This is a genomic window from Isoptericola dokdonensis DS-3 (assembly GCF_001636295.1).
GTDB classification, from domain to species: Bacteria; Actinomycetota; Actinomycetes; order Actinomycetales; family Cellulomonadaceae; genus Isoptericola; species Isoptericola dokdonensis.
The window spans coordinates 356,059-382,416 of record NZ_CP014209.1 but is presented as its reverse complement, the minus strand read 5'-3'; the positions used below and the strand labels follow the sequence as shown (position 1 = coordinate 382,416).

General features: G+C 72.1%; 26 protein-coding genes. 12 read left to right on the top strand and 14 right to left on the bottom strand.

The genetic code is table 11. The features are described 5' to 3' along the window. Nucleotides 1-204: 204 nt before the first annotated feature. On the top strand, nucleotides 205-1,953 hold the full coding sequence (gene sucB, locus I598_RS01770) for a 2-oxoglutarate dehydrogenase, E2 component, dihydrolipoamide succinyltransferase (protein ID WP_068200745.1): 1,749 nt from the start codon (nucleotides 205-207) through the stop codon (nucleotides 1,951-1,953). Nucleotides 1,954-2,036: 83 nt separating this feature from the next. Here the strand turns inward: sucB and I598_RS01765 are convergent, their stop codons facing one another. The 3 genes from I598_RS01765 to I598_RS01755 form a co-directional block, all read right to left on the bottom strand. Next, nucleotides 2,037-3,311: a hypothetical protein gene (locus I598_RS01765; RefSeq protein WP_068200743.1), complete on the bottom strand. Its 1,275-nt coding sequence runs from the start codon at nucleotides 3,309-3,311 to the stop codon at nucleotides 2,037-2,039. A gap of 89 nt (nucleotides 3,312-3,400) precedes the next feature. After that, nucleotides 3,401-4,498 (bottom strand): Gfo/Idh/MocA family protein, encoded by a 1,098-nt coding sequence (locus I598_RS01760; RefSeq protein WP_083972763.1) that lies wholly within the window; start codon nucleotides 4,496-4,498, stop codon nucleotides 3,401-3,403. A 37-nt stretch (nucleotides 4,499-4,535) separates the two neighbouring features. Further along, entirely contained in the window at nucleotides 4,536-6,830 is a 2,295-nt protein-coding gene (locus I598_RS01755; RefSeq protein ID WP_068200742.1) for an MMPL family transporter, read from the bottom strand. A 24-nt stretch (nucleotides 6,831-6,854) separates the two neighbouring features. On the opposite strand from I598_RS01755, the gene I598_RS01750 reads away from it, so the two are divergent. The 4 genes from I598_RS01750 to I598_RS01735 all read left to right on the top strand — a co-directional run bounded on the left by I598_RS01750 (nucleotide 6,855) and on the right by I598_RS01735 (nucleotide 10,019). Next, nucleotides 6,855-7,370 (top strand): MarR family winged helix-turn-helix transcriptional regulator, encoded by a 516-nt coding sequence (locus I598_RS01750; protein WP_068200740.1) that lies wholly within the window; start codon nucleotides 6,855-6,857, stop codon nucleotides 7,368-7,370. Nucleotides 7,371-7,442: 72 nt separating this feature from the next. Continuing rightward, nucleotides 7,443-8,207 (top strand): lipoyl(octanoyl) transferase LipB, encoded by a 765-nt coding sequence (lipB, locus tag I598_RS01745; RefSeq protein WP_083972762.1) that lies wholly within the window; start codon nucleotides 7,443-7,445, stop codon nucleotides 8,205-8,207. Between the two features lie 61 nt (nucleotides 8,208-8,268). Then, nucleotides 8,269-9,279, top strand: a complete 1,011-nt coding sequence (gene lipA, locus I598_RS01740) for a lipoyl synthase (RefSeq protein ID WP_068200738.1) — start codon at nucleotides 8,269-8,271, stop codon at nucleotides 9,277-9,279. Nucleotides 9,280-9,290: 11 nt separating this feature from the next. After that, nucleotides 9,291-10,019 carry a DUF4191 domain-containing protein gene (locus I598_RS01735; RefSeq protein WP_068200736.1) on the top strand — a complete coding sequence of 243 codons (729 nt, stop codon included), beginning with the start codon at nucleotides 9,291-9,293 and terminating at the stop codon, nucleotides 10,017-10,019. A 47-nt stretch (nucleotides 10,020-10,066) separates the two neighbouring features. On the opposite strand, the gene I598_RS01730 is transcribed toward I598_RS01735, so the two are convergent. Next, entirely contained in the window at nucleotides 10,067-10,513 is a 447-nt protein-coding gene (locus I598_RS01730; RefSeq protein WP_198155729.1) for an RDD family protein, read from the bottom strand. Between the two features lie 133 nt (nucleotides 10,514-10,646). Here I598_RS01730 and glnA (I598_RS01725) point away from each other — a divergent pair, with 133 nt between their 5' ends. Next, the gene (glnA, locus tag I598_RS01725; protein WP_068200734.1) at nucleotides 10,647-12,071 is read left to right on the top strand and encodes a type I glutamate--ammonia ligase; all 1,425 of its coding nucleotides are present in this window, start codon (nucleotides 10,647-10,649) and stop codon (nucleotides 12,069-12,071) included. A gap of 332 nt (nucleotides 12,072-12,403) precedes the next feature. Here the strand turns inward: glnA (I598_RS01725) and I598_RS01720 are convergent, their stop codons facing one another. From I598_RS01720 to I598_RS01710, 3 genes are all read right to left on the bottom strand, one after another. Further along, nucleotides 12,404-12,664 carry a hypothetical protein gene (locus tag I598_RS01720; RefSeq protein ID WP_068200732.1) on the bottom strand — a complete coding sequence of 87 codons (261 nt, stop codon included), beginning with the start codon at nucleotides 12,662-12,664 and terminating at the stop codon, nucleotides 12,404-12,406. A 38-nt stretch (nucleotides 12,665-12,702) separates the two neighbouring features. Next, complete coding sequence (locus tag I598_RS01715; RefSeq protein WP_068200729.1) at nucleotides 12,703-13,083, bottom strand: AbiV family abortive infection protein; 381 nt, start codon at nucleotides 13,081-13,083, stop codon at nucleotides 12,703-12,705. 244 nt (nucleotides 13,084-13,327) lie between these two features. Beyond that, nucleotides 13,328-13,879, bottom strand: coding sequence for a hypothetical protein (locus I598_RS01710; RefSeq protein ID WP_068200727.1), 552 nt, complete (start codon nucleotides 13,877-13,879; stop codon nucleotides 13,328-13,330). Nucleotides 13,880-13,922: 43 nt separating this feature from the next. Between I598_RS01710 and I598_RS01705 the strand changes: the two genes are divergently transcribed. Next, a complete protein-coding gene (locus tag I598_RS01705; RefSeq protein WP_068200724.1) occupies nucleotides 13,923-14,699 on the top strand; it encodes a DUF6602 domain-containing protein in 777 nt (258 codons plus the stop codon). 26 nt (nucleotides 14,700-14,725) lie between these two features. On the opposite strand, the gene I598_RS01700 is transcribed toward I598_RS01705, so the two are convergent. Then, on the bottom strand, nucleotides 14,726-15,316 hold the full coding sequence (locus I598_RS01700) for an HK97 family phage prohead protease (RefSeq protein ID WP_068200722.1): 591 nt from the start codon (nucleotides 15,314-15,316) through the stop codon (nucleotides 14,726-14,728). 187 nt (nucleotides 15,317-15,503) lie between these two features. On the opposite strand from I598_RS01700, the gene I598_RS01695 reads away from it, so the two are divergent. Continuing rightward, nucleotides 15,504-15,773, top strand: a complete 270-nt coding sequence (locus I598_RS01695; RefSeq protein ID WP_068200720.1) for a hypothetical protein — start codon at nucleotides 15,504-15,506, stop codon at nucleotides 15,771-15,773. Nucleotides 15,774-15,944: 171 nt separating this feature from the next. Next, nucleotides 15,945-16,697 (top strand): DUF429 domain-containing protein, encoded by a 753-nt coding sequence (locus I598_RS01690; protein ID WP_198155728.1) that lies wholly within the window; start codon nucleotides 15,945-15,947, stop codon nucleotides 16,695-16,697. A gap of 82 nt (nucleotides 16,698-16,779) precedes the next feature. Here I598_RS01690 and I598_RS01685 read toward each other — a convergent pair whose 3' ends face one another. The 3 genes from I598_RS01685 to glnA (I598_RS01675) all read right to left on the bottom strand — a co-directional run bounded on the left by I598_RS01685 (nucleotide 16,780) and on the right by glnA (I598_RS01675) (nucleotide 22,430). Further along, entirely contained in the window at nucleotides 16,780-17,814 is a 1,035-nt protein-coding gene (locus I598_RS01685) for a DUF808 domain-containing protein (RefSeq protein ID WP_083972761.1), read from the bottom strand. A gap of 130 nt (nucleotides 17,815-17,944) precedes the next feature. Then, nucleotides 17,945-21,070: a bifunctional [glutamine synthetase] adenylyltransferase/[glutamine synthetase]-adenylyl-L-tyrosine phosphorylase gene (locus tag I598_RS01680; RefSeq protein ID WP_068200718.1), complete on the bottom strand. Its 3,126-nt coding sequence runs from the start codon at nucleotides 21,068-21,070 to the stop codon at nucleotides 17,945-17,947. A 22-nt stretch (nucleotides 21,071-21,092) separates the two neighbouring features. Next, a complete protein-coding gene (glnA, locus tag I598_RS01675) occupies nucleotides 21,093-22,430 on the bottom strand; it encodes a type I glutamate--ammonia ligase (protein WP_068200716.1) in 1,338 nt (445 codons plus the stop codon). A 107-nt stretch (nucleotides 22,431-22,537) separates the two neighbouring features. Here glnA (I598_RS01675) and panB point away from each other — a divergent pair, with 107 nt between their 5' ends. Beyond that, nucleotides 22,538-23,440: a 3-methyl-2-oxobutanoate hydroxymethyltransferase gene (panB, locus tag I598_RS01670; RefSeq protein ID WP_083972760.1), complete on the top strand. Its 903-nt coding sequence runs from the start codon at nucleotides 22,538-22,540 to the stop codon at nucleotides 23,438-23,440. Nucleotides 23,441-23,457: 17 nt separating this feature from the next. Here the strand turns inward: panB and I598_RS01665 are convergent, their stop codons facing one another. Next, on the bottom strand, nucleotides 23,458-23,655 hold the full coding sequence (locus I598_RS01665; RefSeq protein ID WP_068200714.1) for a hypothetical protein: 198 nt from the start codon (nucleotides 23,653-23,655) through the stop codon (nucleotides 23,458-23,460). Between the two features lie 28 nt (nucleotides 23,656-23,683). On the opposite strand from I598_RS01665, the gene ppgK reads away from it, so the two are divergent. Beyond that, nucleotides 23,684-24,448: a polyphosphate--glucose phosphotransferase gene (gene ppgK, locus I598_RS01660; RefSeq protein ID WP_068200713.1), complete on the top strand. Its 765-nt coding sequence runs from the start codon at nucleotides 23,684-23,686 to the stop codon at nucleotides 24,446-24,448. 53 nt (nucleotides 24,449-24,501) lie between these two features. Here the strand turns inward: ppgK and I598_RS01655 are convergent, their stop codons facing one another. Beyond that, on the bottom strand, nucleotides 24,502-24,825 hold the full coding sequence (locus tag I598_RS01655) for an STAS domain-containing protein (protein ID WP_068204746.1): 324 nt from the start codon (nucleotides 24,823-24,825) through the stop codon (nucleotides 24,502-24,504). Between the two features lie 161 nt (nucleotides 24,826-24,986). Further along, on the bottom strand, nucleotides 24,987-25,601 hold the full coding sequence (locus tag I598_RS01650; protein WP_068200710.1) for a GNAT family N-acetyltransferase: 615 nt from the start codon (nucleotides 25,599-25,601) through the stop codon (nucleotides 24,987-24,989). A 241-nt stretch (nucleotides 25,602-25,842) separates the two neighbouring features. Between I598_RS01650 and I598_RS17545 the strand changes: the two genes are divergently transcribed. Continuing rightward, on the top strand, nucleotides 25,843-26,220 hold the full coding sequence (locus I598_RS17545) for a hypothetical protein (protein WP_157557134.1): 378 nt from the start codon (nucleotides 25,843-25,845) through the stop codon (nucleotides 26,218-26,220). Nucleotides 26,221-26,358: the final 138 nt, after the last annotated feature.

Sequence of the window (26,358 nt, the reverse complement as noted above, 5' to 3'; positions counted from 1 at the left end):
GCCGAAAGTCCCCCGAACCGGGCAGGGTGTACCGAGCATCACAATTCTGGAGGGGCGACCTCGATTGGGGTGCAGCACCAGGTAGTGACAAGATGACTCGGAGTGACCCAGGAAAGCGGCAACCCACGTGGACACGGCCGGTCGTCCGACCGGCCCCGTCCGGCACGTCGCCTGACCCACTGATCGAAGGAGACCCCACAGGTCATGTCTGAGAACGTGCAGCTGCCCGCACTCGGCGAGTCCGTCACCGAGGGCACCGTCACCCGCTGGCTCAAGTCCGTCGGTGACACCGTCGAGGTCGACGAGCCCTTGCTCGAGGTCTCCACCGACAAGGTCGACACGGAGATCCCGTCGCCCGTCGCCGGTGTGCTCGAGCAGATCCTGGCCGAGGAGGACGAGACCGTCGAGGTCGGCGCCGTCCTCGCCGTCATCGGTGACGGCTCCGGCGCAGGGTCCGACGACGCCGGTGACGCCCAGGGCTCCGCCGAGGCCGAGGCCTCCGCGCCCGCCGAGGAGCCTGCCGCGCCGGCCGAGGAGCCCGCCCAGCAGAAGTCCGAGGAGCCCGCCGCCTCCCCCGCACCGTCCGGTGGCGGTGAGGGCACCGAGGTGACCCTGCCGGCGCTCGGCGAGTCGGTCACCGAGGGCACCGTCACCCGCTGGCTCAAGGAGGTCGGTGACGAGATCGCCGTCGACGAGCCGCTCCTGGAGGTCTCGACCGACAAGGTCGACACCGAGGTCCCGTCCCCCGTGGCCGGCACCCTCCTCGAGATCCGTGCCGCCGAGGACGAGACCGTCGAGGTCGGCGCCGTCCTGGCGGTCGTCGGCTCGGGCGCCGCCCCGGCCAAGGCCGAGGAGAAGCCCGCCGAGGCCCCCGCCCCGCAGGAGAAGGCCGAGGAGAAGCCCGCCGAGGCTCCCGCCTCGCCGGCTCCCGCGGCGCCGAAGCCGCAGGAGCAGCCCGCCTCCCCGGCCCCCGCACCGGAGAAGAAGGCCGAGCCCGCGCCCGCCGCGTCCGCCCAGGGCGGTCGCGGTTCGTACCTGACCCCGCTCGTGCGCAAGCTCGCCGCGGAGAAGGGCGTCGACGTCTCGACCCTCCAGGGCACCGGCGTCGGCGGCCGCGTCCGCAAGGAGGACGTGCTCGCCGCGGCCGAGAAGGCGGCCGCTCCGGCTCCCGCCGCGGCCGCTCCGGCGGCCCCGGCCCCGAAGAAGCCGTCGGTCCCCGAGGTCTCCCCGCTGCGCGGGACGACCGAGAAGATGTCGCGTCTGCGCAAGGTCGTCGCCGAGCGCATGCTCGAGGCGATGCAGACCCAGGCCCAGCTCACCACGGTGGTCGAGGTCGACGTCACGAAGGTCGCCAAGCTCCGTACTCGGGCCAAGGCGGACTTCAAGGCGCGCGAGGGCGCGAACCTCACGTTCCTGCCGTTCTACACGCTGGCCGCCGTCGAGGCGCTCAAGGCGTTCCCGAAGGTCAACGCCTCGATCGACACCGCCAAGGGCGAGATCACGTACCACTCCTCGGAGAACATCGGCCTCGCGGTCGACACCGAGCGTGGCCTGATCGTGCCGGTCATCAAGAACGCCGGTGACCTCAACCTGGCCGGCATCGCCCGCCAGATCGGCGACCTCGCGTCCCGCACCCGGGACAACAAGGTCGGTCCGGACGACCTCAGCGGCGCCACCTTCACGATCACGAACACCGGCTCGGGCGGGGCGCTCATCGACACCCCGATCGTCCCGGTGGGCCAGGTCGCCATCCTCGGCACCGGCACGATCACGAAGAAGCCCGTCGTGGTCACCGGTCCGGACGGCGAGGAGACCATCGCGATCCGCCAGATGGCGTACCTCTTCCTGTCGTACGACCACCGTCTGGTCGACGGCGCCGACGCCGCCCGCTTCCTCGCCGCGGTGAAGAACCGCATCGAGGAGGGCGCGTTCGAGGCCGAGCTCGGTCTCTGACAGGTCCGGCACGCCCGCAGGGCGGGCACCTCGTCACCACGGTCGGTCGACCGTCGGTGGCCGGGTGCCCGCCCTGCGGCGTCTCATCCGCCGACGTCGCTGACCCGCCACCCGGCGTCGGTCCACCGCAGGTGCAGGACGGCGGTACGCGGCGACCCGGCGGGCACCTGCGTGGTGGTGCCGTCGGCGGCGCGCTGCACGTGCGCCTCGACCACGTAGTCCACCGCCACGACGGCGGCTCCGCCGCGCGGGCCCGACTCGACCCGGGCGTCGTGCACGGTCACCGCGGGGCCGACGACCTCGACACCACCGGTGCCGGCGACGAGCTCTGCGGCTTCCGCCGCGGCGGGCGAGCCGGCCACCGCGAGTCCCGTGACGCTGCCCTCCCCGGCGAGCAGCGCGACGCGGCGCGCGGTGAGCGCCTCGGCGGCCCCCGCCGGGTCCGCCGGGTCGCGCAGCCAGGCGTCGTCCGTCGGCAGCCCGGACTCGGGCAGCGGCGAACCGGCCTGCGCCGTGGCCGGGGCGCCCGCGGGCCCGACGAGGTGCAGGCCTCCGGCGACGAGCAGCCCGACGACGAGCGCCACCCCGGCCGCTCCCACCAGCACCCGACCACGTGCCACGGGGCGTCGCACCGCGGGACCGGCCCGGCGGCGGGCGGTACGGCCGACGACGGGATTCCGCCCGGCGCGACGGGCGCGCCGGTGCCGCACCCGTCCGGGAGCGGCGACCTGCCGGGTCGACCGTCCGGCAGTCCGGCCGAGGGCGGCCGCGGCGAGGGTGGCGGGTTCGGGCAGGTGCACGGGTTCGGACGCCACGGCGTCGTGCGCGCGGGCGGCGAGCGTGCCCGCCTCCGGGCGCACGCGCGGATCCGCCGCCAGCGCCGGGGCGAGCGCGGCGCGCAGCGCGACCACGTCGTCCCCGTCGCCGTCGACGGTGAGCGACGCGACCAGTCCGGCCAGGGCGTGCACGTCGTCGGCCTCCTCCCACGCGCCGGCCGGGGGTTCAGGACGGGGCCGCAGGCGGGGCCGGCCGCCGAGGTCCACGACGACGTCACCCGCCGCGAGCGGGCCGTGGACGAGTCCGGCGTCGTGCAGGGCCGCCAGCGCCCCGGCGAGCGCCACGAGGACGCCGGACGACTCCGCGGCCGAGCAGCGGCCGCGCACCGACAGCACGGTGGCCATGTCGGTCGCCACCCCGCCGCCACGCGCGACGTGCAGCGTCCCGGACGGGCCGGTCCGCGCGGCACCGACGGGGTCGAGGCCGTCGTGCTCGGTCGCGGCGAGCCGCGCCAGCCGGTCGAGGAGCGCCTCGCGGGCGGCGGCGTCGGCGGGGACGGTGAGGACGACGTCGGTGCGCACGGGAACATCGAACACCGTCGGGCGGGCCGGCCGCAGCGGTCGTCCACAGGCGCCGGACGACCGGGGCGGCCCCAGCGGGGCGGCTCGGCTCAGAGGTCGACGCGGCGTCCGTCGCGGGCCGAGACCCGGGCGGCGTCGAGCACCTCGGCGGTGCGGACCGCGTCGGCCGGGTCGACGGGCGCGGGGGCGTCCCCCGCGAGCCAGGGGCCCAGCGCGCGGTAGAAGTCGGCGTGCCCGCCGGGCGCGGCGGGCACGGGCTCACGGTCGCGGCCCCGGGTCAGCCAGCCGAGGCTGCCGGCCGGCGCGGCGTCGTCGAAGACCTCCAGCGGGGACGCGTCCTGCTCGAACGTCGTGACGAGGTACGCGCCGCCGGTCCCCAGCACGCGGGTGCGGGGGCCGGGCGCCCCGACCACCGATCCGGCCCACAGCCGTGACACGACGGCGTGGGGCGAGGCCGCCACCCCGCCGCCGGCGGCATGGGTGAGGACGAGGAACACGTCGTCCTCGGTGGGCGTGGTCAGCGCGCGGGTCTGCGCCCACACGTCGGTCACCGGCCCGAAGAGCCGGGTCGCGGAGTCCACGAGGTGCGGACCGAGGTCGAGCAGGAGCCCACCACCGGCCCGGTCGTTCTCCTTCCACCGCTTGCGCGGCACGGGGCGCCACCGCTCCCAGCGGCGCTCGAACGTGTGCACGTCACCGAGGGTCCCCCGCTCCAGCAGCGCGGTCAGCGTGAGCTGCTCCGGGTCCCAGCGCCGGTTCTGGAAGACGGTGAACGGGGTCCCGGTCGCGGCCGCCTCCGCGACGACCGCCCGCGCCTCGTGCGCGTCGACGCCGATGGGCTTGTCGAGCACGAAGGGCACGCCGGCGCGGGCGAGCGCGGCGGCCTGCTCGGCGTGCAGCGCCGTCGGGCTGGCCACGACGACGAGGTCGTAGGTCGTCCGCGCGGCGAGCAGCGCGTCGAGGTCGGGGAGCAGCCGGGCCCCCGGCCAGTCCCCGGCGGCCTGCGCCCGCCGGCCGGGGTCCCGGGTGACGACGGCCGTGACGGGGAGGCCTGCCTCGGCGGCGAGCCGGGCGTGGATCTCCCGCCCGGCGCCGCCGTACCCGATGATCGCGATCCTCGGCGGACGGGCCGGCGCCGCCGGCCCGTCCTGCTCGGAGGTCGTCTCGTTCGCCGTCTGCTGCGCCATGGGCTCCATGGTGCCCGACGGCGGGGCAGGCGGCCCCTCAGGACGCGGCGGTGTCGCGGTGCCGGGCGGCGCCGCGGGCGAGGCGCGACGGCCACCACACACGGTCCCCGATGTCGTGGACCAGCGCCGGGACGAGCAGGCTGCGCACGACGAGGGTGTCCACGAGCACCCCGAAGGCGACGATGAACGCGAGCTGGGCGAGGAACAGCAGCGGGATGACGCCCAGGGCGGCGAACGTGGCGGCCAGGACGACGCCGGCCGACGTGATGACCGACCCGGTGACCGCGAGGCCGCGGAGCACGCCCGCCCGGGTGCCGTGGACGAGCGACTCCTCCCGGACGCGTGTCATGAGGAAGATCGAGTAGTCGACGCCGAGCGCCACGAGGAAGCAGAACGCGTAGAGCGGGACGGCCGGGTCGGCACCGGGGAACTGGAAGACGTGGTTGAAGAGGATGGCCGCGACGCCCAGCGCGGCACCGAAGGACAGCACGTTGGCGGCCATGAGCAGCACCGCGGCGAGCACCGACCGCAGCAGGAGCACGAGGATGACGAGGATGACGGCGAGGACGACGGGCACGATGACCCGCAGGTCCCGCTGCCCGGCGAGCTGGGTGTCCAGACGTTCGGCCGCCGCACCGCCGACGAGCGCCTCGGGCGAGACGTCGTGCACGGAGGTGCGCAGCGCCTCGACGGTCTCCACGGCGGCCTGGCTGTCGGACGGCGCCTCGGTGGTGACGTCGACGCGGACCTGGTCGTCGATCACCAGGGGGTCGCCCTGCGCCCGGGCGCCGGGGGCCGCGGCGGGCTGGTCGGTGACGGTCGTGGCGGCGGAGACGCCGTCGGTGGTCTCGGCCGCCTCGAGGACCGCGTCGAGGTCGTCGGCCGGGGCGACGACGATCACCGGCTGGGCGGAGACGCCCTCGAAGTGCGCGGTGAGCACCTCCTCGCCGTCGACGGAGTCGACCTGGGTGAGGAACACCTCGGAGTCGCCGGTGCCGTCGGCGTCGAGCGTGGGCACGAAGGCCGCGGCGACGGCGAGGAGCACGGCGGTGACGATCCACGTCGCCCGGTCGTGGCGGCCGACGAAGGACGCGACCCGGGACCAGACGCCGTGCCCGGCGACGTCCACGCTGTCGTCGGCGTCGGCGGTGGGCGACGGCGCGACGGCGTCCTGGGAGACGTCGGCGGTGGCGGCGTGCGGCACGCGGGGCCAGAACACCCAGCGGGCGCGGCGCCCGCCGATGAGCAGCAGGGCCGGCAGGAGGGTGAACGCGGCCAGGAACGCCGCGACGATGCCGATGGCGGCGACGGGGCCGAGCGAGCGGTTGGACGACAGGTCGGAGAGCAGCAGGCACAGCAGGCCGGCGACGACGGTCCCGGCGCTGGCGGCGATCGGCTCCCAGGACGCCTTGACGGCACGGCGCATGGCTGTCCAGGGCGACTCGACGGTCGTCAGCTCCTCGCGGTAGCGCGCGACGATCAGCAGCGCGTAGTCGACGGACGCCCCGACGACGAGGATCGACAGGATGCCCTGCGACTGGCCGTTGAGGGTGAGGGTGCCGCTCGCCGCGAGGTGGTAGACGGCGAGCCCGGCGAGGCAGAGCGCCAGGACGGCGTTGACGATCACCAGGACGGGCAGCGCGGGAGAGCGGTAGACGAGCCCGAGGATGACGAGGACGGCGCCGAGCGCGACCAGGAGCAGGACGGTGTCGATGGCGCCGAACGCGTTGGTGAGGTCGGCGACGAACCCGGCGGGTCCGGTGACCCAGGCGTCGAGGTCGGTGCCGGCGAGCCCGCCGTCGGAGGCCGGGGCGGCGGCGAGGTCGCGCAGGGCCTGGATGGACAGCCCGGCGACGCTGGACTCCTCGGCGCCGACGTCCTCGCCGGCGAGGTCGGCGTCGAGGGAGACGACGACGAGGGCGGCCTCGCCGTCCTCGGACGGGACGACGACGGGGTCGGCCACGCTGACCTCGCCGACGGTGGCGGGCTCGTCCCCGGAGGTGCCCTCGAGGGGGGCGTCGGGGACGGCCTCGGCGTAGGTGCCGACGGCAGCGAGCTGGTCCTCGGTGAGGGTGCCGCCGTCGGCGCCCTCGACGACGACGAGCGCGGGCAGGGTCTCGGAGTCGGTGAACTCGGCGGCGAGCTCGGCCGCCCGGGTGGACTCGGCGCTCTCGGGCAGGAAGGCGGAGGCCTCGTTCGTCTGGACGCTGCTCAGGTTGCCCTGCGCCTGGCCGCCGAACGCGCCGACCGCGAGCCACACCCCGATCGCTGCCAGAATGACGAGACCACGGACGACACCCGTCCACCTATTACTCAGCATGCTGAGTATCATGGACGAACGGAGGAACCCACGCAAGTGACCGAACCCGCACGCTGGCCCGGCGACGCCGAGCCCGCGCCCACGAGCGAGGACCCTGCCCAGTGGCCCACGGGCAGGCTCCTCTTCACCGTCGCGCGCCGGATCGAGCGCGAGTGGAACGCCCACCTCGCCGGGTGGGAGCTGAACCACGCCGGGTTCCCCGTGCTCCTGCACCTGCTCGCCGGGCCCCGCACCCAGCGCGAGCTCGCCGACCTCAACGGCGTCACCGAGCAGACCATGAGCCGGATCGTCGTGCGGCTGGAGCGGTCTGCCTACGTGACGCGCGACGACGACCCGCGTGACCGGCGACGCCGCGCCGTCAACCTCACCGATGCCGGACGCCGCGCCGCCGCCGCCGCCGGCCGCTACCGGCCGGCCGAGGACCTCACCTCCCGCGGCCTGGACGACGCCCAGGCCGCGCAGCTGCGCACGCTGCTCGTCGCGATGGTCCGGGCCGGCCGCGAGCAGCCCGGCCCCGAGGACGACGGCGCGACGTCCGGGCGCGACGCCTGAGCACGCCGCCCGAGCACGACGACGGGCCGGTCGCACGACGGCGCCGGCCGCACCGGGCGCTACGCTGACGCGATGGACGTGCGCAGGCTGCCCGGGCTCACCGACTACCACGAGGCGTGGGCGCTGCAGCGCGAGGTGCACGAGGCCGTCCGCACCGGCGCGGCCGACGACACACTCCTGCTCGTCGAGCACCCCGACGTCTACACCGCCGGGCGCCGCACCCGCCGCGACGAGCGGCCCGACGACGGCACGCCCGTCGTCGACGTCGACCGCGGCGGCAAGATCACCTGGCACGGACCGGGCCAGCAGGTCGTGTACCCGATCGTCCGCCTCGCGGAGCCCGTCGACGTCGTCGCGTACGTCCGTGCGCTGGAGGAGGCCGTCATGGCGACCTGCGCCCGCCTCGGGGTCGCCACGACCCGGGTCGACGGCCGCAGCGGCGTGTGGCTCGCCGCCGACCCCGGCGACCCCGCCACGGGGCGCGCAGCACGGCTCGAGCGCAAGGTGTGCGCCGTCGGCGTCCGTGTCGCCAAGGGCGTCACCATGCACGGCCTGGCCCTCAACTGCGCCGTCGACCTCGGCCGGTTCGGGCACATCGTCCCCTGCGGCATCACCGACGCCGACGTCACCTCCCTCAGCGCGGAGCTCGGCCGCACGGTCACGCCCGCGGACGTCGCCGACGACCTGGTCGACGACCTGCGGGCGGCCCTGGCCCCCTGCACCGCTCCCCCGGCGCACCGGGCCACCGTCGGGCCACCGACACCCCCCGGTGTTGCCGACGTCACGTCCACCGACCGGGAACCCCGACCCGAGGGTGAGCCCGCTCACGTAGGCTGACCGGGTCCGGCCGGGTCGCTCGACCTGCCCGGCGACCACCCGCTCGACGACGGAGAGAGCCGTGACGATCGCACCCGAGGGCAGGCGCATGCTGCGCGTCGAGGCCCGCAACGCCGCCACCCCGATCGAGAAGAAGCCCGAGTGGATCAAGACCCGGGCGGTCATGGGACCCGAGTACCGGGAGCTGAAGAGCCTCGTCAAGGGCGGAGCCCTGCACACCGTGTGCGAAGAGGCCGGCTGTCCGAACATCTTCGAGTGCTGGGAGGACCGGGAGGCGACGTTCCTCATCGGTGGCGACCAGTGCACCCGCCGCTGCGACTTCTGCCAGATCGACACCGGCAAGCCCGCCGACTTCGACGCCGACGAGCCCCGCCGCGTCGCCGAGTCCGTCCAGCAGATGGGCCTGAAGTACTCGACCGTCACCGGCGTCGCCCGCGACGACCTGCCCGACGGCGGCGCCTGGCTCTACGCCGAGACGGTCCGCCAGATCCACGCCCTCAACCCGGGCACCGGCGTCGAGCTGCTCATCCCCGACTTCAACGCCATCCCCGAGCTGCTCGACCAGGTCAACGAGTCGCGGCCCGAGGTCATGGCGCACAACGTCGAGACCGTGCCGCGCATCTTCAAGCAGATCCGGCCCGCGTTCCGCTACGACCGCTCCCTCGCCGTGCTCACCCGCGCCCGCGAGGCCGGGCTCGTCACCAAGTCGAACCTCATCCTCGGCATGGGCGAGACCATCGACGAGGTCAAGCAGGCCCTCGTGGACCTGCACGACGCGGGCTGCGACCTCATCACCATCACCCAGTACCTGCGCCCCTCCCTGCGCCACCACCCCGTCGAGCGGTGGGTGCGCCCCGAGGAGTTCGTCGAGCTCAGCGAGTTCGCGGAGTCCACCGGATTCCTCGGCGTCATGGCGGGGCCGCTGGTGCGGTCGTCGTACCGGGCCGGCCGTCTGTGGGGCCAGGCCATGACCAAGCGCGGCGAGGCGGTCCCGGCCGCCCTGGCGCACCTCACCGAACCGACCACCTCGCGCCAGGAGGCGGCGAGCCTCGTCGCTCCTCGCGCCCAGTAGAATCAGGCACCATGGCCCGCACCAAGTCCGACGCCGGCGAGCCGGCGTCCACCCCGAAGCAGAAGAAGCCCAAGAAGCAGCGCTGGTACCACCAGGTGTGGTCCGCCTACAAGATGACGAAGCGGCAGGACCCGCTCGTCACCTGGGTGATGCTCGCGGTGTTCTGCGGCGTGCTCGCGGTCGCGCTGCTCATCGGCTTCCTCACCGGTCACCCGATCTACGCCGCCGTCGTCGGCCTGCCGTTCGCGCTGCTCGCCGCGATGTTCATCCTGACCCGGCGCGCCGAGCGGGCCGCGTACACCCAGATCGAGGGGCAGCCGGGCGCCGTCCGTGCCGCCCTCGGCACGGTCCGCGGCGGCTGGACGTTCGACGACGAGCCGGTCGCGGTGAACCGCCAGCAGGACCTCGTGTTCCGCGGCGTCGGCCGCGCGGGCGTCGTCCTCGTCTCCGAGGGTCCGGCGCACCGCGTGCAGCGGATGCTCGACGACGAGCGGCGCCGCACCACGCGCGTGATCCAGAACGTCCCCGTCACGACCATCCAGGTCGGCGGCGAGGCCGGTCAGGTGCCGCTGCCCAAGGTCGCCCGGCAGGTCCAGAAGATGAAGAAGCAGCTCACCCGGGCCGAGGCCGGCGAGGTCGGCAAGCGGCTCAAGGCCCTCGGCGGCGTCCGTCTGCCGGTGCCGAAGGGCGTCGACCCGCTCAGGGCGCGCCCCGACCGCAAGGGGATGCGCGGGCGCTGAGTCCTCGCAGCACGGCCGCGGGAATCACGACAGAGCGGCCGGGACGGTCATCGACGCACGATGACGGTCCCGGCCGCCTTGTCGTGGAGCCCGCGGCCGTCGGCGTCCCACACGACGGCGGGGATGACGAGGCACACCAGCGCGGCGCGCAGGGCTCCGCGACCGAACCCGACGATGTGCGGGCCCCTCACGCCGAGGCGACGGACCTGCAGGCGCAGCAGCGCGTGCCCGAGGGTCGCGCCGACCGTCGCGACGAGCACGAAGTTCATGGCGGCGAAGACGCCCAGCGTGGCCAGCGAGCCGTAGTCGAAGAAGGCGTAGCTGATGGCGCTGGCGGCCGCCCAGTCGACGCAGAGGGCGACGACACGACGTCCCAGGCCGGCCCGCGACCCGGGCCCGGAGGCCGGCAGACCGAGACCGTCACGGTCTCGCGTCTCACCTGTCGGGACGTTCGGGCCGCTCAGCCAGGACCCGAAATCTCTGCGCGTGGCCATGTCCCCAGGGTACGCGGCCCGATCGGGCGCTACGTAACGTGGACGAAACTTCCGGGCCACGCGGGGGTAACGGTACGGTCCTAGCGTCATGGTCGCCGAGCCACGTGGCCCCGTCCCATCAAGGAGCGCATGCATGTTCACCAATGCCGAGGAGGCAATCGCCTTCACCCGCAACGAAGGGGTGGAGTTCATCGACGTCCGGTTCATCGACCTGCCGGGCGTCATGCAGCACTTCAACATCCCCGTCGACCAGTTCTCGGAGGACTCCTTCACGGAGGGCCTCATGTTCGACGGCTCCTCGATCCGTGGCTTCCAGGCGATCCACGAGTCGGACATGAAGCTGGTCCCGGACGTCAAGACCGCCTTCATCGACCCGTTCCGCAAGCGCAAGACGCTCGTCATCAACTTCTCGATCGTGGACCCGTTCACGGACGAGCCGTACTCCCGCGACCCGCGCAACATCGCCGCCAAGGCCGAGGCCTACCTCGCCTCCACCGGCATCGCGGACACCGCGTTCTTCGCCCCCGAGGCGGAGTTCTACGTCTTCGACGAGGCGCGCTTCGAGACCAACTCCCACTCCTCGTTCTACTCGATCGACTCGGTCGAGGCGGCGTGGAACACCGGTCGTGAGGAGGAGGGCGGCAACAAGGCGTACAAGACGCGCTACAAGGGCGGCTACTTCCCCACCTCCCCGTCGGACCGCTTCGCGGACCTGCGCGACGACATGGTCGCCACCCTCGGCGAGGTCGGCCTGAGCGTCGAGCGCGCGCACCACGAGGTGGGCACCGCCGGCCAGCAGGAGATCAACTACCGCTTCAACACGCTGCTGCACGCGGCCGACGACCTGATGAAGTTCAAGTACGTCATCAAGAACGTCGGCTTCAACGCCGGCAAGTCGGTCACGTTCATGCCGAAGCCGATCTTCGGTGACAACGGCTCGGGCATGCACTCCCACCAGTCGCTGTGGCTGAACGGCGAGCCGCTGTTCTACGACGAGAAGGGCTACGGCGGCCTCTCGGACATCGCCCGCTGGTACATCGGCGGTCTGCTCAAGCACGCCCCGTCGCTGCTGGCGTTCACCAACCCGTCGGTGAACTCCTACCACCGCCTGGTCCCCGGCTACGAGGCCCCGGTCAACCTGGTCTACTCGGCCCGCAACCGCTCCGCGTGCATCCGCATCCCGGTCACCGGTTCCTCCCCGAAGGCCAAGCGCGTCGAGTTCCGCGTGCCCGATCCGTCGGCGAACCCGTACCTCGCCTTCTCCGCGCAGCTGCTCGCCGGCATCGACGGCATCAAGAACCGCATCGAGCCCCCGGCGCCGGTCGACAAGGACCTGTACGAGCTGCCCCCCGAGGAGCACGCGCAGATCGCCCAGGTGCCCAGCTCGCTCGGCGAGACCCTCGACACCCTCGAGGCCGACCACGAGTACCTGACCCAGGGCGACGTCTTCACCGAGGACCTCATCACCACCTGGATCGACTACAAGCGCACCAACGAGATCGACCCCGTGCGTCTGCGTCCGCACCCCCACGAGTTCGAGCTCTACTACGACATCTAAGCCCGGGGTCTAACTGACCTCGGACGATGCCGCGGAAACGGCCTCTCACCTGCGTGAACGTCTCTCAACGTTTGCCAGCGGTGGGGGGCCGTTTCTGTCGTCCCGGTACGCAACGGGTACACAGTGAGGACGGCGAGGGCATCCTGCCGAACGCGTCGGAGGCTTGAACCCGGGACGACGCGCACACGCTCACACTGCCCGACGCGGCGTGGACGAGCGTCTACGAACGTCCGGACCGCGCCGCAGAGCGTCCCAACGGCCGCCCCGCGACACGACAGCAGACCGACCCTCCCGACGCGCCAGGGGACGCTCACGGCACGTCCCGGGCGCACCTATTCGTCGTCGCCCTCATCGGCGAACGCGCCCGAGTAGTCCAGGAACCGGACCTGCAACCCGTGCGTTCCGTCATAAGGCACCGCAGGATCAGCAAACTTCATGCGTGAGTGATCCCGGACGAGGAGCATCTCCGCAATGCGCGCGGTGTCGACGATGAGGTCCACCAACCCGTCGTCGCCCGCGTCGGCGGGACCGTGCACGTCCTCGGCCTCGTAGTCCGCATCGACGTAGAAACCGCTCATCTTCTCGTCGTTCATCGCTCGCGTTCGCGGAGAGACATGGCAATACAGAGATGTCAGCGCCTCGATGACTGCCTCCGGGTCGACCGGCAGGCCGTCGACATCGACAGGCTGCGCGACGTCCCAGAACCATGCGCACCAATGCTCATAAGCAACGACTCCGCGATCTTCGGACCGTGCATACGGAGCTTCCTCGCGTCCGCGAGGTCCCCAGTCAGGGTGACCGTTGGTTTGGTGTCCGTCCACGCGTCCTCGGAAGCCCCGTAGACCCACGATGCCTTCGCGATCTCCTCGCGCGCGAGGATCGTCAACGACGGAGCACGCGCGTACGAACCACGCTCACGCAAGGCGTCTGCGTCGTCAACAAGGTCAGCGGCGTTCTCCAGCAGGGCGCGCCACCAGCGACGTATGAACTCCGACGAGACGGTCTTTTCCATGGAACCAGTCTCCCAGCGCCCGCTGACACGCCAGCGCACCCCTGCAGAGGAGTCGGCCAGATTTTTCAGAATCCCGCGATCACATCGGCGCGGATCGCGGGATTTCGCATCTTTCGGAGGGGTCGACCGTTGCCCTGGGACACAAACGGGCAGCAGTTGGCTCTAGCAGTCGACGCGCTCAACCAAAAAGTTGACGCGAATTCTCCGACGGCTCGCGTGGTTCATCGAGAGTTCTGCGAAGAAGTCACTTTGCGTGTGATGGGACCAGATCGGCGTTGAGGACTCTAATGATGTCTCCCACCGCCTCGTCTGCGTCGTGGATCGAGCGCCAGACCCCGCCGCTGTCCTGTCCTGTGCGCGCGTAGTTGAGCGAATCGATATCACCGAGCATGAGCGGAGCGAGTGCCTTCCGCACCTCAGCGCCGACGTCGGGCGGGGCAAGGAGTTGCACGAGCGCGATGCCGTCGCGTGTGCGCTTGACGGGTGAGCGGCTGTAGTCGGTCTCTTCGTAGTCGACGCTCGGATGTGCGACCCTCATGCGTTGGTGAATGAGGTCGGCCATCTCCATGCTCGCGGCGATGAGGTCGGCGTATGCGCTGCGGCGCTCGTCGAGCAAGTGCGCAAGTCGTGCGGCTTGGGCGTCTCGATCCGCCTGTTCGGTTCGTTCCATTGCTGCTCGATCGTCGCGCTGTCGTTGGGCGCGCAGGGTCGCCAGGGTGCCCCAGAGTCCGGCGATGATGCCTGCCAGGCCGAGCACCCCGGAGATCACAAGGGGCAGCCATTCGCGAAGCTCCATGGCGGGAAGCGTACTCGTGGGTGGGTGCCACTACCCTCCTAACATGACGACTCTTGCCGAGACGATGGCAGCGGCTGCCGATGACCTGACTGCGAGCATCCGCGCAAGCAGAGCAGCGTTCAGCCACTCGCTCACAAAGGGCGAGTCGGCCGAGGCCGCGTTACGCGAGTTCTTCAAGTCGTACTACCCGGACTCCATCGGCGTCGCCCGGGGACAGGTCATGGACTCGCGCGGCGCCAAGAGCAAGCAATTGGACGTAATCCTCTACGATGCTCACCGGACACCGGTTCTCTATTCAGACCGAGAGAGCGGCGCGAGGCTTATCCCTGTGGAAGGCGTCATCGCGGCCGTTGAGTCCAAGATGCACCTTAAGGCCGCTGACATTCCATCGATCGCCGAGAGCGCGCGAGTTCTTAAGCAGATGAACCGTGACGCATACTTCATTCAGGAGAATCCGGTAATCGTCCGCGAGGTGAGCGCCTATGGAGCCACCTGGCCACGACTGCCCGTCATGTACTTTGTATTTGCATTTGAAGGCCCGAGCATGGAGACGGTGGCCGATGCGCTCAACAGTGCACATGCAAATTTGCCGACGCATCTGCGAATCGACCTCACGTGCATCCTCGATAAGGGGATCGTCCTAAACGAGGTTCCCTCGGGCAACATAAATACCCTGCCGACGCCAGACTCGTTCTTGTGTGGCTACCCAACCAACCACTCGCTTTTAATGTTCCACATTCTCGTGTCGCAGTACGTTCTTCAGGCAGACCTGCCGCCAATAGACATCAAGCGCTACATTCCGGGTGACTTCGTGTTTTGAGAGGATGAGCACGCCTTCCGACGCGTCTAACGTCGCGGCCGGTATGGCCACGGCCCCTCGGCGGCTCGTGCGCGTATCGCTTCGATGGCCTCGTCCAACTCTCGCTGCTTCCGCGCTTCCCACCATTCGCGGAAGCGCTCTTCGGCGTCTTCGGCGTAGGTTCCGGTCTTGGCCCAGGGAGTGCGTCGCGCGTCGAGAAACGCGCGGAGCTTGGCGTCTCTCTGTCGGCGGCTGCCCGGTGCGGCGGCGGAGGCGGTGCGACGGACGGGCAGCACCATACGCGGGGTCGGCGTGAGGGGTACGTTGTTGCCGTTCTCGCTCAGGCCGATGATGACGGCGCCGTCGTACGCGGGGACGTCGACGAGCGACACGTGCGCGAGGTCGGCGTGGATGACTTCCCGAATGCTGCCCGTGATGGTGCGGGACTGGTCCGCGAAGAATCCGATTGATACGCCGCTGTACGTTCCTTCCTTGGTGTTCTCGAATGCGGAGCGGCCTTCGGGCGTGTTGAAGAATCGGAACGTGCCGAACAGCCCTGCTGTGGTCTCCGTGAAGAATGTTGCTCGGGCGACGGGTCGGCGCTGTTCTCCGCTGACGTGCGAGTCCGTGAGGCGCACGCGGGCCCAGTGCGCGGGTCCAGCCTCGACGAGCCCGGCGAACGCGCCGTGCGCGAAGAGTTCGCCACGATGGCCGGGGACATCGACGGCGTAGGTCGAGTTGGTGAACGCGGCGACGACCGACGTCGCCTAACTCTCTCCGGACCAGGGGACCACCGACTCGTCATCCCGAGAAAGGCGAAGGATCATGACCGTCACCGTGGAACGGCCGCCCGCCACCGGCGCGAACACACCGCCCGTCGTCCGCGCCGTCGACGTCCTGTGCGTGCCCTACGGCGAAACCAACCTCGGACACGCTTCCGCGGAGTTCACGCTTCGCATCTACGGGCATGCGCTTCGCGGCGCGAACGACAGGGCGCTCGACGTCGTAGACGAAGCACTCGCCCGCCGCTCGCGATACACCAGCGGTACACAGGCAGCCACCGACAACGTCGTTGAACTGCGGAAACGTGCCTAGTCCGCGCTGTTCTACGACATCTGAGTTCCACCTCGATGTCGCGCTCGACAGCGACGTCCCCGGCGTAGCGCTCGACCGTGAGGTCGGCGAAGGCCCCGGAACCCTCCACGGGTTCCGGGGCCTTCGTCGCGCCTGCCTGCGGTGCGGGTGGCGGGACTTCTGCCTACCGTGGTGGCCATCTCTGACACCGTTGACGCGCTCACCGCAGGGATCGACCTGTCGGCGAACCCGCGCAAGACCGGGGTGGCGACGATCGCCTGGGACGGCGACGCCGCCACCGTGGTGGAGTGCGCCGTCGGGCACCACGACGACGCCGCGCTGTGCGAGGTCGTCCGCGCGGCCGGGACGACCGGGATCGACTGCCCGCTCGGCTGGCCCGACGCGTTCGTCGACTTCGTCGCCGCGCGCCGCGACGGCGGCCACGACCTGCAGATCCCGCCGGACCGACGCCCGCTGACCTACCGGGCCACCGACCTGGACGTCTGGGAGCGGACAGGCGTGCGGCCGCTCACCGTCTCCGCCGACCGGATCGGATCGGTCGCGATGCGCTGCGCGGTGATCCTGGCGATGCTCACCCGGTCCGGGACCGTCGTCGACCGGTCGGGACGTGGACCGGTGATCGAGGTCTACCCCGCAGCCGCCCTGAAGATCTGGGAGCTGCCGCACCGCGGCTACAAGGGCCAGGACCCGGAAGCCCGACGCGTGCGCGACGAGCTGGTGAACAAGGTGACCGATACGTTCCCCCGCCTGGACCTCGCGGACTTCGCGCAGGCGTGCCGGGACTCGGACGACGCCCTCGACGCCGTGCTGTGCGCCGTCATCGCCGGCTACGCCCGACAGGGGCGTTGCGAGCCCTCGCCCGAGGGGCTGCGTGACCTCGCGTCGCGGGAGGGCTGGATCGTGCTGCCCGGTCCGGCCGCATGACGTCCTCGCCGCGCGTCGCCGTACCGAAGGTGGCGGGCCCACCATCACCTCGGGCCCGAGCCGGCCTTGCGCCGGGCGCAGGCTAGCCGCGCGGCGGTACGTCGGTGTCCGGGGCCGCTACGGGGCCCGCGTCCGTGCCGTCGTGCGTGTCCTCGTGCCCGGCGTGGCCGGTGCTCTCGTGCTCCCCGTGGCCCTTGCCGAACGGCAGGACGTGCATGATCGCCACGACGACGGCACCGACGACGAGGCCGACGATCGCGGAGCACAGCGTGTTGAAGCACCAGGCGAGGAACCCGCCGATGCCGGGCACGGCGGCGGCGATCGCCTCCTCGCCGTGGTGGACGAGGTCGTACAGGCCGTGCCAGCCCAGCTCGTCGACGCCGACCAGCAGGATGTGGCCGCCGACCCACAGCATGGCGACGGTGCCCACCACCGAGATGACGGACATGACCTTCGGCATGCCGGCCACGAGGGCGCGTCCGAGCCGCTGGCTCGTCGCGGAGGGCCGTCCGGCGAGCGCGAGGCCGGCGTCGTCCATCTTCACGATGAGCGCGACGACGCCGTAGACGATGACGGTGATGGCCAGCGCGACGACGAGGAGGATCGCCAGCCGGGAGAAGAACGGCTCCTCGGCGACCTCGTTGAGGGCGATGACCATGATCTCGGCCGAGAGGATGAGGTCCGTGCGCACGGCCCCGGCGACGAGCTTCTTCTCCGCGTCGGGGCCCTCGACCGCGGCGGGCTTCTGGTGGTCGGTGTGGCCGCGGAGGCGGCCCCAGATCTTCTCGGCGCCCTCGAACGCGAGGTACGTGCCGCCGACCATGAGGATCGGCGTGAGCAGCCACGGCGCCCACTGGCTGAGGATCAGCGCGACCGGCAGGATGATGAAGACCTTGTTGCGGATCGAGCCGACCGCGATCTTCTTGATGATCGGGATCTCGCGGTTCGCCGCGACGCCGTGCACGTACTGCGGGGTGACGGCGGTGTCGTCGACGACGACGCCCGCAGCCTTCGCGGTCGCCTTGGCCGCCGCAGCGCCCACGTCGTCCAGCGACGCGGCCGCGAGCTTCGCGATCGCCGCGACGTCGTCGAGGAGACCGAGCAGACCGGCGCTCACGCGGTCACCGCCGCGGTCCGGGCCGGATCGTGGAGGGGCATCCGCACGCAGCAGGATCCGCAGGTTCGCATGTGCTCATCCTGCCGCATCCGACGGCCCGTCGGGACGCGGTCCGTGGCCTGGTCGAGGCCTACTCCTCGCCGTACACGAGCCGTTCGACGACGGTGCGCGCGCGGCGCGAGGTGCGCAGGTAGAGGTCCTCGAGCTCGACGCCGCTGCCGACGTCCCCGAGCAGCCGCGCGAGCGCGGGCAGCGAGCGGGCGTCGGCGGGCAGGACGTCGGCGCGCGGGCCGCCCGTCTTGCCGGACCACAGCACGAGCGCCGAGCGCAGCCGGGACGCGAGCAGCCACGCCGTGCGCAGGTAGGTGGCGTCGGTGTCGTCGACGAGCCCGGCGTCCACGGCGGCGTCGAGCGCCGCGACCGTGCGGGTGGTGCGCAGTCCCTCGACCTCGTGGGCGTGCTGGAGCTGGAGGAGCTGCACGGCCCACTCGACGTCGGACACCCCGCCACGACCGAGCTTGAGGTGCCGGGTCGGGTCGACACCGCGCGGGAGGCGTTCGGACTCCACGCGCGCCTTGATACGGCGCACCTCGCGCAGGTCGGCCTCCGGGAGGCCGCCGGCGGGGTAGCGCAGCGGGTCGACCATCGCGTCGAAGCGACGGGCGAGGTCCTCGCCGCCCCCGATGACGCCCGCGACGGGACGGGCGCGCAGCAGCGCCTGCTGCTCCCAGACGCTGGCCCACCGCTCGTAGTACTCGGCGTAGGAGTCGAGGGTGCGCACGAGGACGCCCTGGCGCCCCTCGGGCCGCAGGTCCGCGTCGACCGGGAGGTTCGGTTCCGGGCCGACGGCGGAGAGCAGCTTCTGCATGCTGCGCGCGGCGGCGACGGCGAAGTCCTGGGCGAGCCGGCCGTCGGCCCCGGGGCGGGGCTGGTGGGCGAACATGACGTCGGCGTCGGAGCCGTAGCCCATCTCCTGCCCGCCGAGACGGCCCATCGCGATCACCAGCATGCGCGTCGGGTCCGCCGCCGGGTCGGGGTCGAGGCCCAGCTCGCGGCGGGCCGCGTGCTCGGCGACGCGCAGCCCTCCGACGAGCACGACGTCCGCGGCGTCGGAGATCGCCGCCTGGGCGGTGACCGGGTCGAGGACGCCGAGCGCCTCCCCCGCGCCGGTGCGGGCGAGCTCGCGGCGGCGCAGCGCCCGCAGGCTGGTGGCGGCCGGGCCGGCCTCGTCGGCGCGGGTGAGGATCGCGTCGGCCTCGGCGGCGAGCCGCTCCGGGCCGCGCGGCTCCAGCCGCGAGGTGTCGGCCAGCCACTGCACGGACTCCGGCGACCGGGCGAGCGCGTCCGACAGGTAGCGCGACGACGCGAGCAGCTGGGCCAGGTGGTAGGCCGCGTTGCCCGAGTCCCGCAGCAGGCGCAGGTACCAGGGGGTGGTGCCCAGCTCGTCGGAGAGCTTGCGGAACGCGAGCAGGCCGCCGTCCGGGTCCGCACCCTCGGCGAACCAGCCGAGCATGACCGGCAGGAGCTGACGCTGGAGCGCCGCCCGCCGGGAGGTGCCCTCGGTGAGCGCGACGACGTGCCGCATCGCGCCGTCGGGGTCGCGGTAGCCGATGGCGGCGAACCGGGCGCGCGCGGCACTCGCGTCGAGCGAGATCTCGTCGTCCGACAGCTGCGCCCACGCGGGCAGCAGCGGCCGGTAGAAGACGGCCTCGTGCAGGGACCGCACCTCGCGGCGCGTGGCCCGCCAGCGCTTGAGGAGGCCGTCGGCGCCGGCCGCCGCCATGCCGAGCGAGCGGGCCAGGCGGCGCAGCTCGTCCTCGCCGGAGGGCAGAAGGTGGGTGCGGCGCAGCCGGTAGAGCTGCACACGGTGCTCCAGGGAGCGCAGGAACCGGTAGCAGTCACCCATGCGGACGGCGTGCTCGCGGCCGACGAAGCCCTCCTGCGCGAGGGCGCCCAGCGCATCCAGGGTGTTGGCCTGGTGGATGCCGTCGTCGGTGCGGCCGTGCACGAGCTGCAGGAGCTGGACGGTGAACTCGACGTCCCGCAGGCCGCCCTTGCCGAGCTTGATCTGCCGGTCGGCCTCGGCGGTCGGCACGTGGTCCTCGACCCGGCGGCGCATGGCCTGGGAGTCCTCGACGAAGTGGTCGCGGTTGACCGCCGACCACACGAAGGGAGCGGTCGCCTCCCGGTACGCCTCCCCCAGCGCGATGTCGCCCGCGACGGGCCTCGCCTTGAGCAGCGCCTGGAACTCCCAGGTCGCCGCCCAGCGCTCGTAGTACGCGACGTGGCTGGCGAGCGTCCGCACGAGCGGCCCCTGCTTGCCCTCGGGGCGCAGCGCGGCGTCGACCTCCCACAGCGCGGGTTCCATCGAGGTCCCCCCGCACACCTTCTGCAGGCGCGAGGCGAGCTGGGTGCCGATCCGCATCGCGGTGGGCTCGTCCACCACGGGCTCCCCGTCGGCGACGTCCGGCTCGCACACGTAGACGACGTCGACGTCGGAGACGTAGTTGAGCTCGCGGCCGCCGGTCTTGCCCATGCCCAGCACGGCGAGGCGGACCTCGGCACCGTGGCCCTCGAGATGCGACCGGGCCACCGCCAGCGCCGCGTCCAGGGCCGCCGCGGCCAGGTCGGCCAACGCGGCCGCGACGCCGGGGAGCACGGCCAGGGGGTCGGGCGCCGTGAGGTCGGTCGCGGCAATGCGCAGCAGCCGCGACCGGTAGGCCCGGCGCAGGGCGTCCGTGCCCGTGCGGGCCGCGGCGTCCGGCCAGGCGGGCGCAGCCTCCGGGCCGGCGGGCGGGTCGGCCGCGACGGGCAGGCGCACGTCGGGGTCGGCACCCACCGCGCGCAGGAGCTCGGCACGCACCGTGGTGGGGTCGACGCCGATGCCGCGGTCGCCGTCGGCGAGGACGTCGAGCAGCTCGGGTCGCCGGATCACCTCGTCGCCGAGCGCGCTGGAGGCGCCGAGCACGGCGAGCAGGCGGGCACGGGCGCCGGCGGCGTCCGCCCGGCGCAGGGCCTGGAGTCGGTCCTGGGCGTCGTCGACGCCCGCCAGCCGCACGATCTGCAGCAGCGCGAGGTCCGGGTCGGCGGTGCCGGCGAGCTCGGCGAGGAGGACGTCGTCGTCCTCGCCGACCAGCGCTCGCAGGGCAGGGTCCTCCCAGAGACCCGCGGACCGGGTGAGGTCCGCGAACCCTGCCCGCAGCAGCCTGCGGGTCGGGGTCTCGCGGCGACCCCGACCGGAGGTGGTCGAGCTCACCGCGACGCCGCCCCCGTTCGGATCACAGGAACTGCAGCGACGTCTGCAGCTCGTAGGGCGTGACCTGCGAGCGGTAGGCCGCCCACTCGTTGCGCTTGTTGCGCAGCACGTAGTCGAAGACGTGCTCGCCGAGGGTCTCGGCCACCAGCTCGGAGGACTCCATGAGCTCGATCGCCTCGTCCAGCGACTCCGGCAGCGGGGAGATGCCCAGCGCGCGACGCTCGGCGTCGGTGAGCTCCCAGACGTCGTCCTCGGTGGCCTCGGGGAGCTCGTAGCCCTCCTCGATGCCCTTCATGCCCGCGGCGAGCAGCACCGCGAACGCGAGGTACGGGTTGGCGGCGGAGTCCAGGGCGCGGTACTCGACGCGCGAGGAGTTGCCCTTGCCCGGCTTGTACATGGGCACGCGCACCAGCGCGGAGCGGTTGTTGTGGCCCCAGCAGATGTAGCTCGGCGCCTCGGCGCCGCCCCACAGCCGCTTGTACGAGTTGACGTGCTGGTTCGTCACCGCGGTGATCTCGCCCGCGTGGACCAGCAGGCCGGCGATGAACTGGCGGGCCGTCTTCGACAGCTCGAACTGGGCGCCCGGCTCGTGGAACGCGTTGCGATCACCCTCGAAGAGCGACATGTGCGTGTGCATGCCCGACCCCGGCTGGTTCGCCAGCGGCTTCGGCATGAACGACGCGAACACCCCCTGCTCGAGGGCGACCTCCTTGACGACCGTGCGGAACGTCATGAGGTTGTCGGCGGTGGCGAGGGCGTCGGCGTAGCGCAGGTCGATCTCGTTCTGGCCGGGGCCCGCCTCGTGGTGCGAGAACTCCACCGAGATGCCCATCGACTCCAGCATCGTGATCGCCGCGCGGCGGAAGTCGTGCGTGCTGCCGCGGGCCAGGTGGTCGAAGTAGCCGCCGGTGTCGACCGGGACGAGCGGGGCGTCCGGCGACGAGACCTGGTTGAACAGGTAGAACTCGACCTCGGGGTGCGTGTAGAAGGTGAACCCCTTGTCGCTCGCCTTGGCGAGCGTGCGCTTGAGCACGTTGCGGGAGTCCGCCAGGGACGGCGAGCCGTCCGGGGTGAGGATGTCGCAGAACATGCGGCCCGTGCCGTGCCGCTCCCCGCGCCACGGCAGGACCTGGAAGGTCGTCGGGTCGGGCTTGGCGATCATGTCCGCCTCGTAGACGCGGGTCAGCCCCTCGATGGAGCTCCCGTCGAACCCGATGCCCTCGACGAACGCCTGCTCGAGCTCGGCGGGCGCCACCGCGACCGACTTGAGCACACCGAGCACGTCGGTGAACCAGAGTCGGATGAAGCGGATGTCGCGCTCCTCGACCGTGCGGAGCACGAACTCCTGCTGCCTGTCCATGTGCCCATCCTGCCCGATACGTGTGGATCGTGGGTGACGCGCCACGACGGCGACGTCGAACCGCCCGGGGACACGGCCCCCGACGACTGTCGCCTACGCTAGCGACCATGGCAGCTTCGGGCCACAACCCCTCCCCCCCGTCAGAGCCGACCGCCGGTGTGAGGTCCGTCACGCCGGACCCCTCCGTCGCGGGCGGCATCGCCCCCGGCGCGAAGCGTGTCCGGGTGCACCACCTGCGCCAGGCCAAGGAGCGCGGCGAGAAGATCACCATGCTCACCGCCTACGACGCGGTCACGGCAGCCCTGTTCGACGCCGCCGGCGTCGACACGCTGCTGGTCGGCGACTCCATCGGCAACACGATGCTCGGCCACGCCACCACGCTCCCCGTCACGCTGGACGACATGCTGCGGGCCGGCCGGGCCGTGGCGTCCGCGGCCCCGCGGTCCTTCGTCGTCGTCGACCTGCCCTTCGGCACGTACGAGGAGGGCCCCGCGCAGGCGCTCGCCTCCGCCGTGCGGGTCATGAAGGAGACCGGGGCGTCCGCGGTCAAGCTCGAGGGCGGTCGCCGTTCGGCGGCGCAGATCCGCGCCATCACCGACGCCGGCATCCCCGTCGTCGGACACCTCGGGTACACCCCGCAGTCGGAGAACGCCCTCGGCGGCCCGCGGGTGCAGGGCCGTGGCGACGAGGCCGCCGAGGAGCTCAGCCAGGACGCGCTCGCCGTCCAGGAGGCGGGGGCGTGCGCCGTCGTGCTGGAGATGGTGCCGCGCGAGGTGTCCGCACGGATCACCGAGTTCCTCGCCGTCCCGACCATCGGGATCGGTGCCGGGCCGGAGGTCGACGGGCAGGTGCTGGTGTGGACCGACATGGCCGGGATGACCGACTGGTCCCCGCGGTTCGCGCGCCGGTTCGCCGAGGTCGGCCGCCTCCTGCGCGAGGCCGCGCAGGAGTACGTGGCCGACGTCCGCTCCGGCGCCTTCCCGACGGCGGACCACACCTTCGCGCAGTGACCGTCGCGCCGGGGCGGTCAGCCCCGGCGCCACTCCTCGTCCTCGGTCTCCCAGTCCTCGGTGCGGCGCGACGCCGTGTCGAGGGCCTGGGCGGCCTCCTCGCGCGTCGGGTACGGGCCCATGAGGTGCGTCCACGACGACTTCTCGCCGGAGGTCTCCACCTGACCGGTCTTGGTGTTGAACCAGTACTGGGTCGTGCTGTTCTCCTCGCTCATGCCCCGAGCATGCCGCAGGATGGGTGTCATGGCTGAGCAGAGCAGCAATCAGGTGGCCTTCGGCATCGACATCGGCGGGTCCGGCATCAAGGGTGCGCCGGTCGACCTGGCCACGGGCGAGTTCACCGCGGACCGACGCCGGATCCCCACGCCGCACAAGTCGACGCCCGACGCCGTGGCCGAGGTCATCGGCGAGCTCGTCGAGGGGTTCGACCTGCCGCCGGACTCACCGATCGGCGTCGCGTTCCCCGCACCGCTCGACCACGGCGTCATCCGGTTCATCGCCAACCTGCACAAGTCGTGGCAGGGGGTCGACCTGCCCGCGCTGCTGCACGAGACGACGGGCCGCGACGTCGTGGCGGTCAACGACGCCGACGCCGCGGGGGTGGGCGAGCAGCGGTACGGCGCCGCGGCCGGGCACGACGGCGTCGTGCTCGTCGTGACCCTCGGCACGGGCATCGGTTCCGCCCTGCTGGTGGACGGCGTGCTGGTCCCGAACACGGAGCTCGGCCACCTGGAGATCGACGGGCACGACGCCGAGTCGAAGGCGGCGGAGTCGGCGCGCGGCCGCGAGGACCTGTCGTGGGAGAAGTGGGCGAAGCGTCTGCAGCGGTACTTCGAGACGGTCGAGATGCTGCTCTCGCCCGAGCTGATCGTCGTCGGCGGCGGCGTGAGCAAGCACCACGAGAAGTTCCTGCCGCTGCTGGACCTGCGCGCCGAGATCATCCCCGCCACCCTGCGCAACAAGGCGGGCATCGTCGGGGCGGCGTCCCTGGCGGCGCGTCCGCACTGATCCGTCCGGACGTCACGACGCCCCCGCCCGTGCCGGGCGGGGGCGTCGTGCGTTCAGCCCGCGACGAGCGCGTCGAGGTGCAGCGTCCGCAGCACGTCGCGGACCTGGGGCGACGGTCCGTGGACCGACACCTGGAGTCCTTCGTCACGCCCGATGCGGCAGAGCTGCACGAGGAACGCGATCCCCGCCGAGTCGATGAACGTCACGCGCGCGACGTCCACGACCACGGGCAGGTCCCGCTGGAAAGCGCCGGCGAGCGCCGCCGACGCCTGGTTCCGCAGGGCGCTGTCGATCTCGCCCCACAGGGTCACCCTGCTCACCGTCGGCTCCTGCGCGAGCAGGATGCCGCCGGCCCTGACCTCACTGGTGAGTGTCACGATCCCACCTTCGTCCTCGCAGTCCACGCCCCCTGCGTGCCGCGGTGCGACACCGGCGTCTCCTGACCCGTGACCTCGTCGTCACGATGCGGCCACCGTACTCCCGGAACAGCCTCGGGTAAACCGTCGTATGGACTTTCTTGACCGAATTTTCACCCTCGTCACGGAGGCGAAACCTCGTCGAAGTCGATGCGCACGACCCGGCGCCGCGACGTCGGCGCCGACACCTGCGTCAGTCCTGCCGCGGCGAAGACCTGCGGGGTCCCCACGCTCGCCTCGTCCCACACGACCTCCCCGCCGTCCGCCGCGACGATCGGGTAGCCCTCCAGCGCCGTCGCACCACGGGACCGGGCGAAATCCACGGCCGCGGCCGCCAGCTCGTACATCAGCCCCCCGCCGCGGTGCCCCGCCCGCACCACGAAGCACGCCGCCACCCACACGCCGTCGTCGTCCCGGTCCTCGTGGCGCCCCCGCCACACCACCGGGCTGCGACCGTAGTAGCGGCGGTACGTCGGGCGCGGCGCCACCGCCACCCACCCCGCCGGCTCGCCGTCGTCGTAGGCGACCAGTCCGCTCGTCGTCGGCGCCGCCGGGTCGCCCGCGCACGACTGCTCCGCCAGCCGCATCCGCCGCTCCCCCACCGGCATGTCCCACCACGACCGGTCCCCCAGCACCTGACGCTGACACTGGCACCGGCCCGCCTGGGACGATCCCAGCACCGTCTGCACGTCGTCGAAGGGCACCTCGTTCGCGGGGCGGAACTCCAGCGCGGCCATGTGCGGAACGCTACGGCAGGATGTGCACCGTGGGCAGCCCGAGGGACGCCGTCGCGCCGTCACGGTCACCCTCGATCCGGGCGCCGACGAGGACCTTGACCTCGCGCTCGCCCTGGCGCCCCTCGCGGTGCGTGGTCGACCTAGGCGCGACCGTGGTTCGCTCTGAGTCGTGGCCGCAGTGCGACGACAGAGAACGCCGGACGGGTCGTGCCGCAGCGGCCATGTCAGACCGGAGGGGTCGGTGCGAATCTTCTTCCGAAAGCAGCCTCCACCGCCTCTGGACCCGGATGACGTCGTCGTCACCAGCGTCGAAGTCCTGGACCGAGGTCTGCCGATCACGCGGATCATCCACTGGTCGCACGGCTACACATTTCTTTCCGGGCTTGAGAGCGAAGGTTCCCGACCCGTCGCAGTCCACTTCAAGCACATCGCGGACATCGACTCCACAGCGTCGAACCTGACCTTGAAGGAAGGCGGGATCGCGCTGCGAGTGATGGACCTGCGGGGCGTGCCAGGCAACTGGAAGACCTACGGCCCCTGGAGCGACGAGCACCTCGACGAGCTGCTGCAGTCCGGCTGCATCGACGACGTGCACAACGACCTGACGCCGTGGGACTGACGAGCGCTACGCTTCGCGCTGAGCTGGCGGCATGCGGGTGCAGCGGCGACCTTGCGGGCCTGCGCGGAACGCTCCACGCGAAACGCGCGACACCGGATCCCACCCACGGCCGAACGACGACGACCGGACCCGACACGC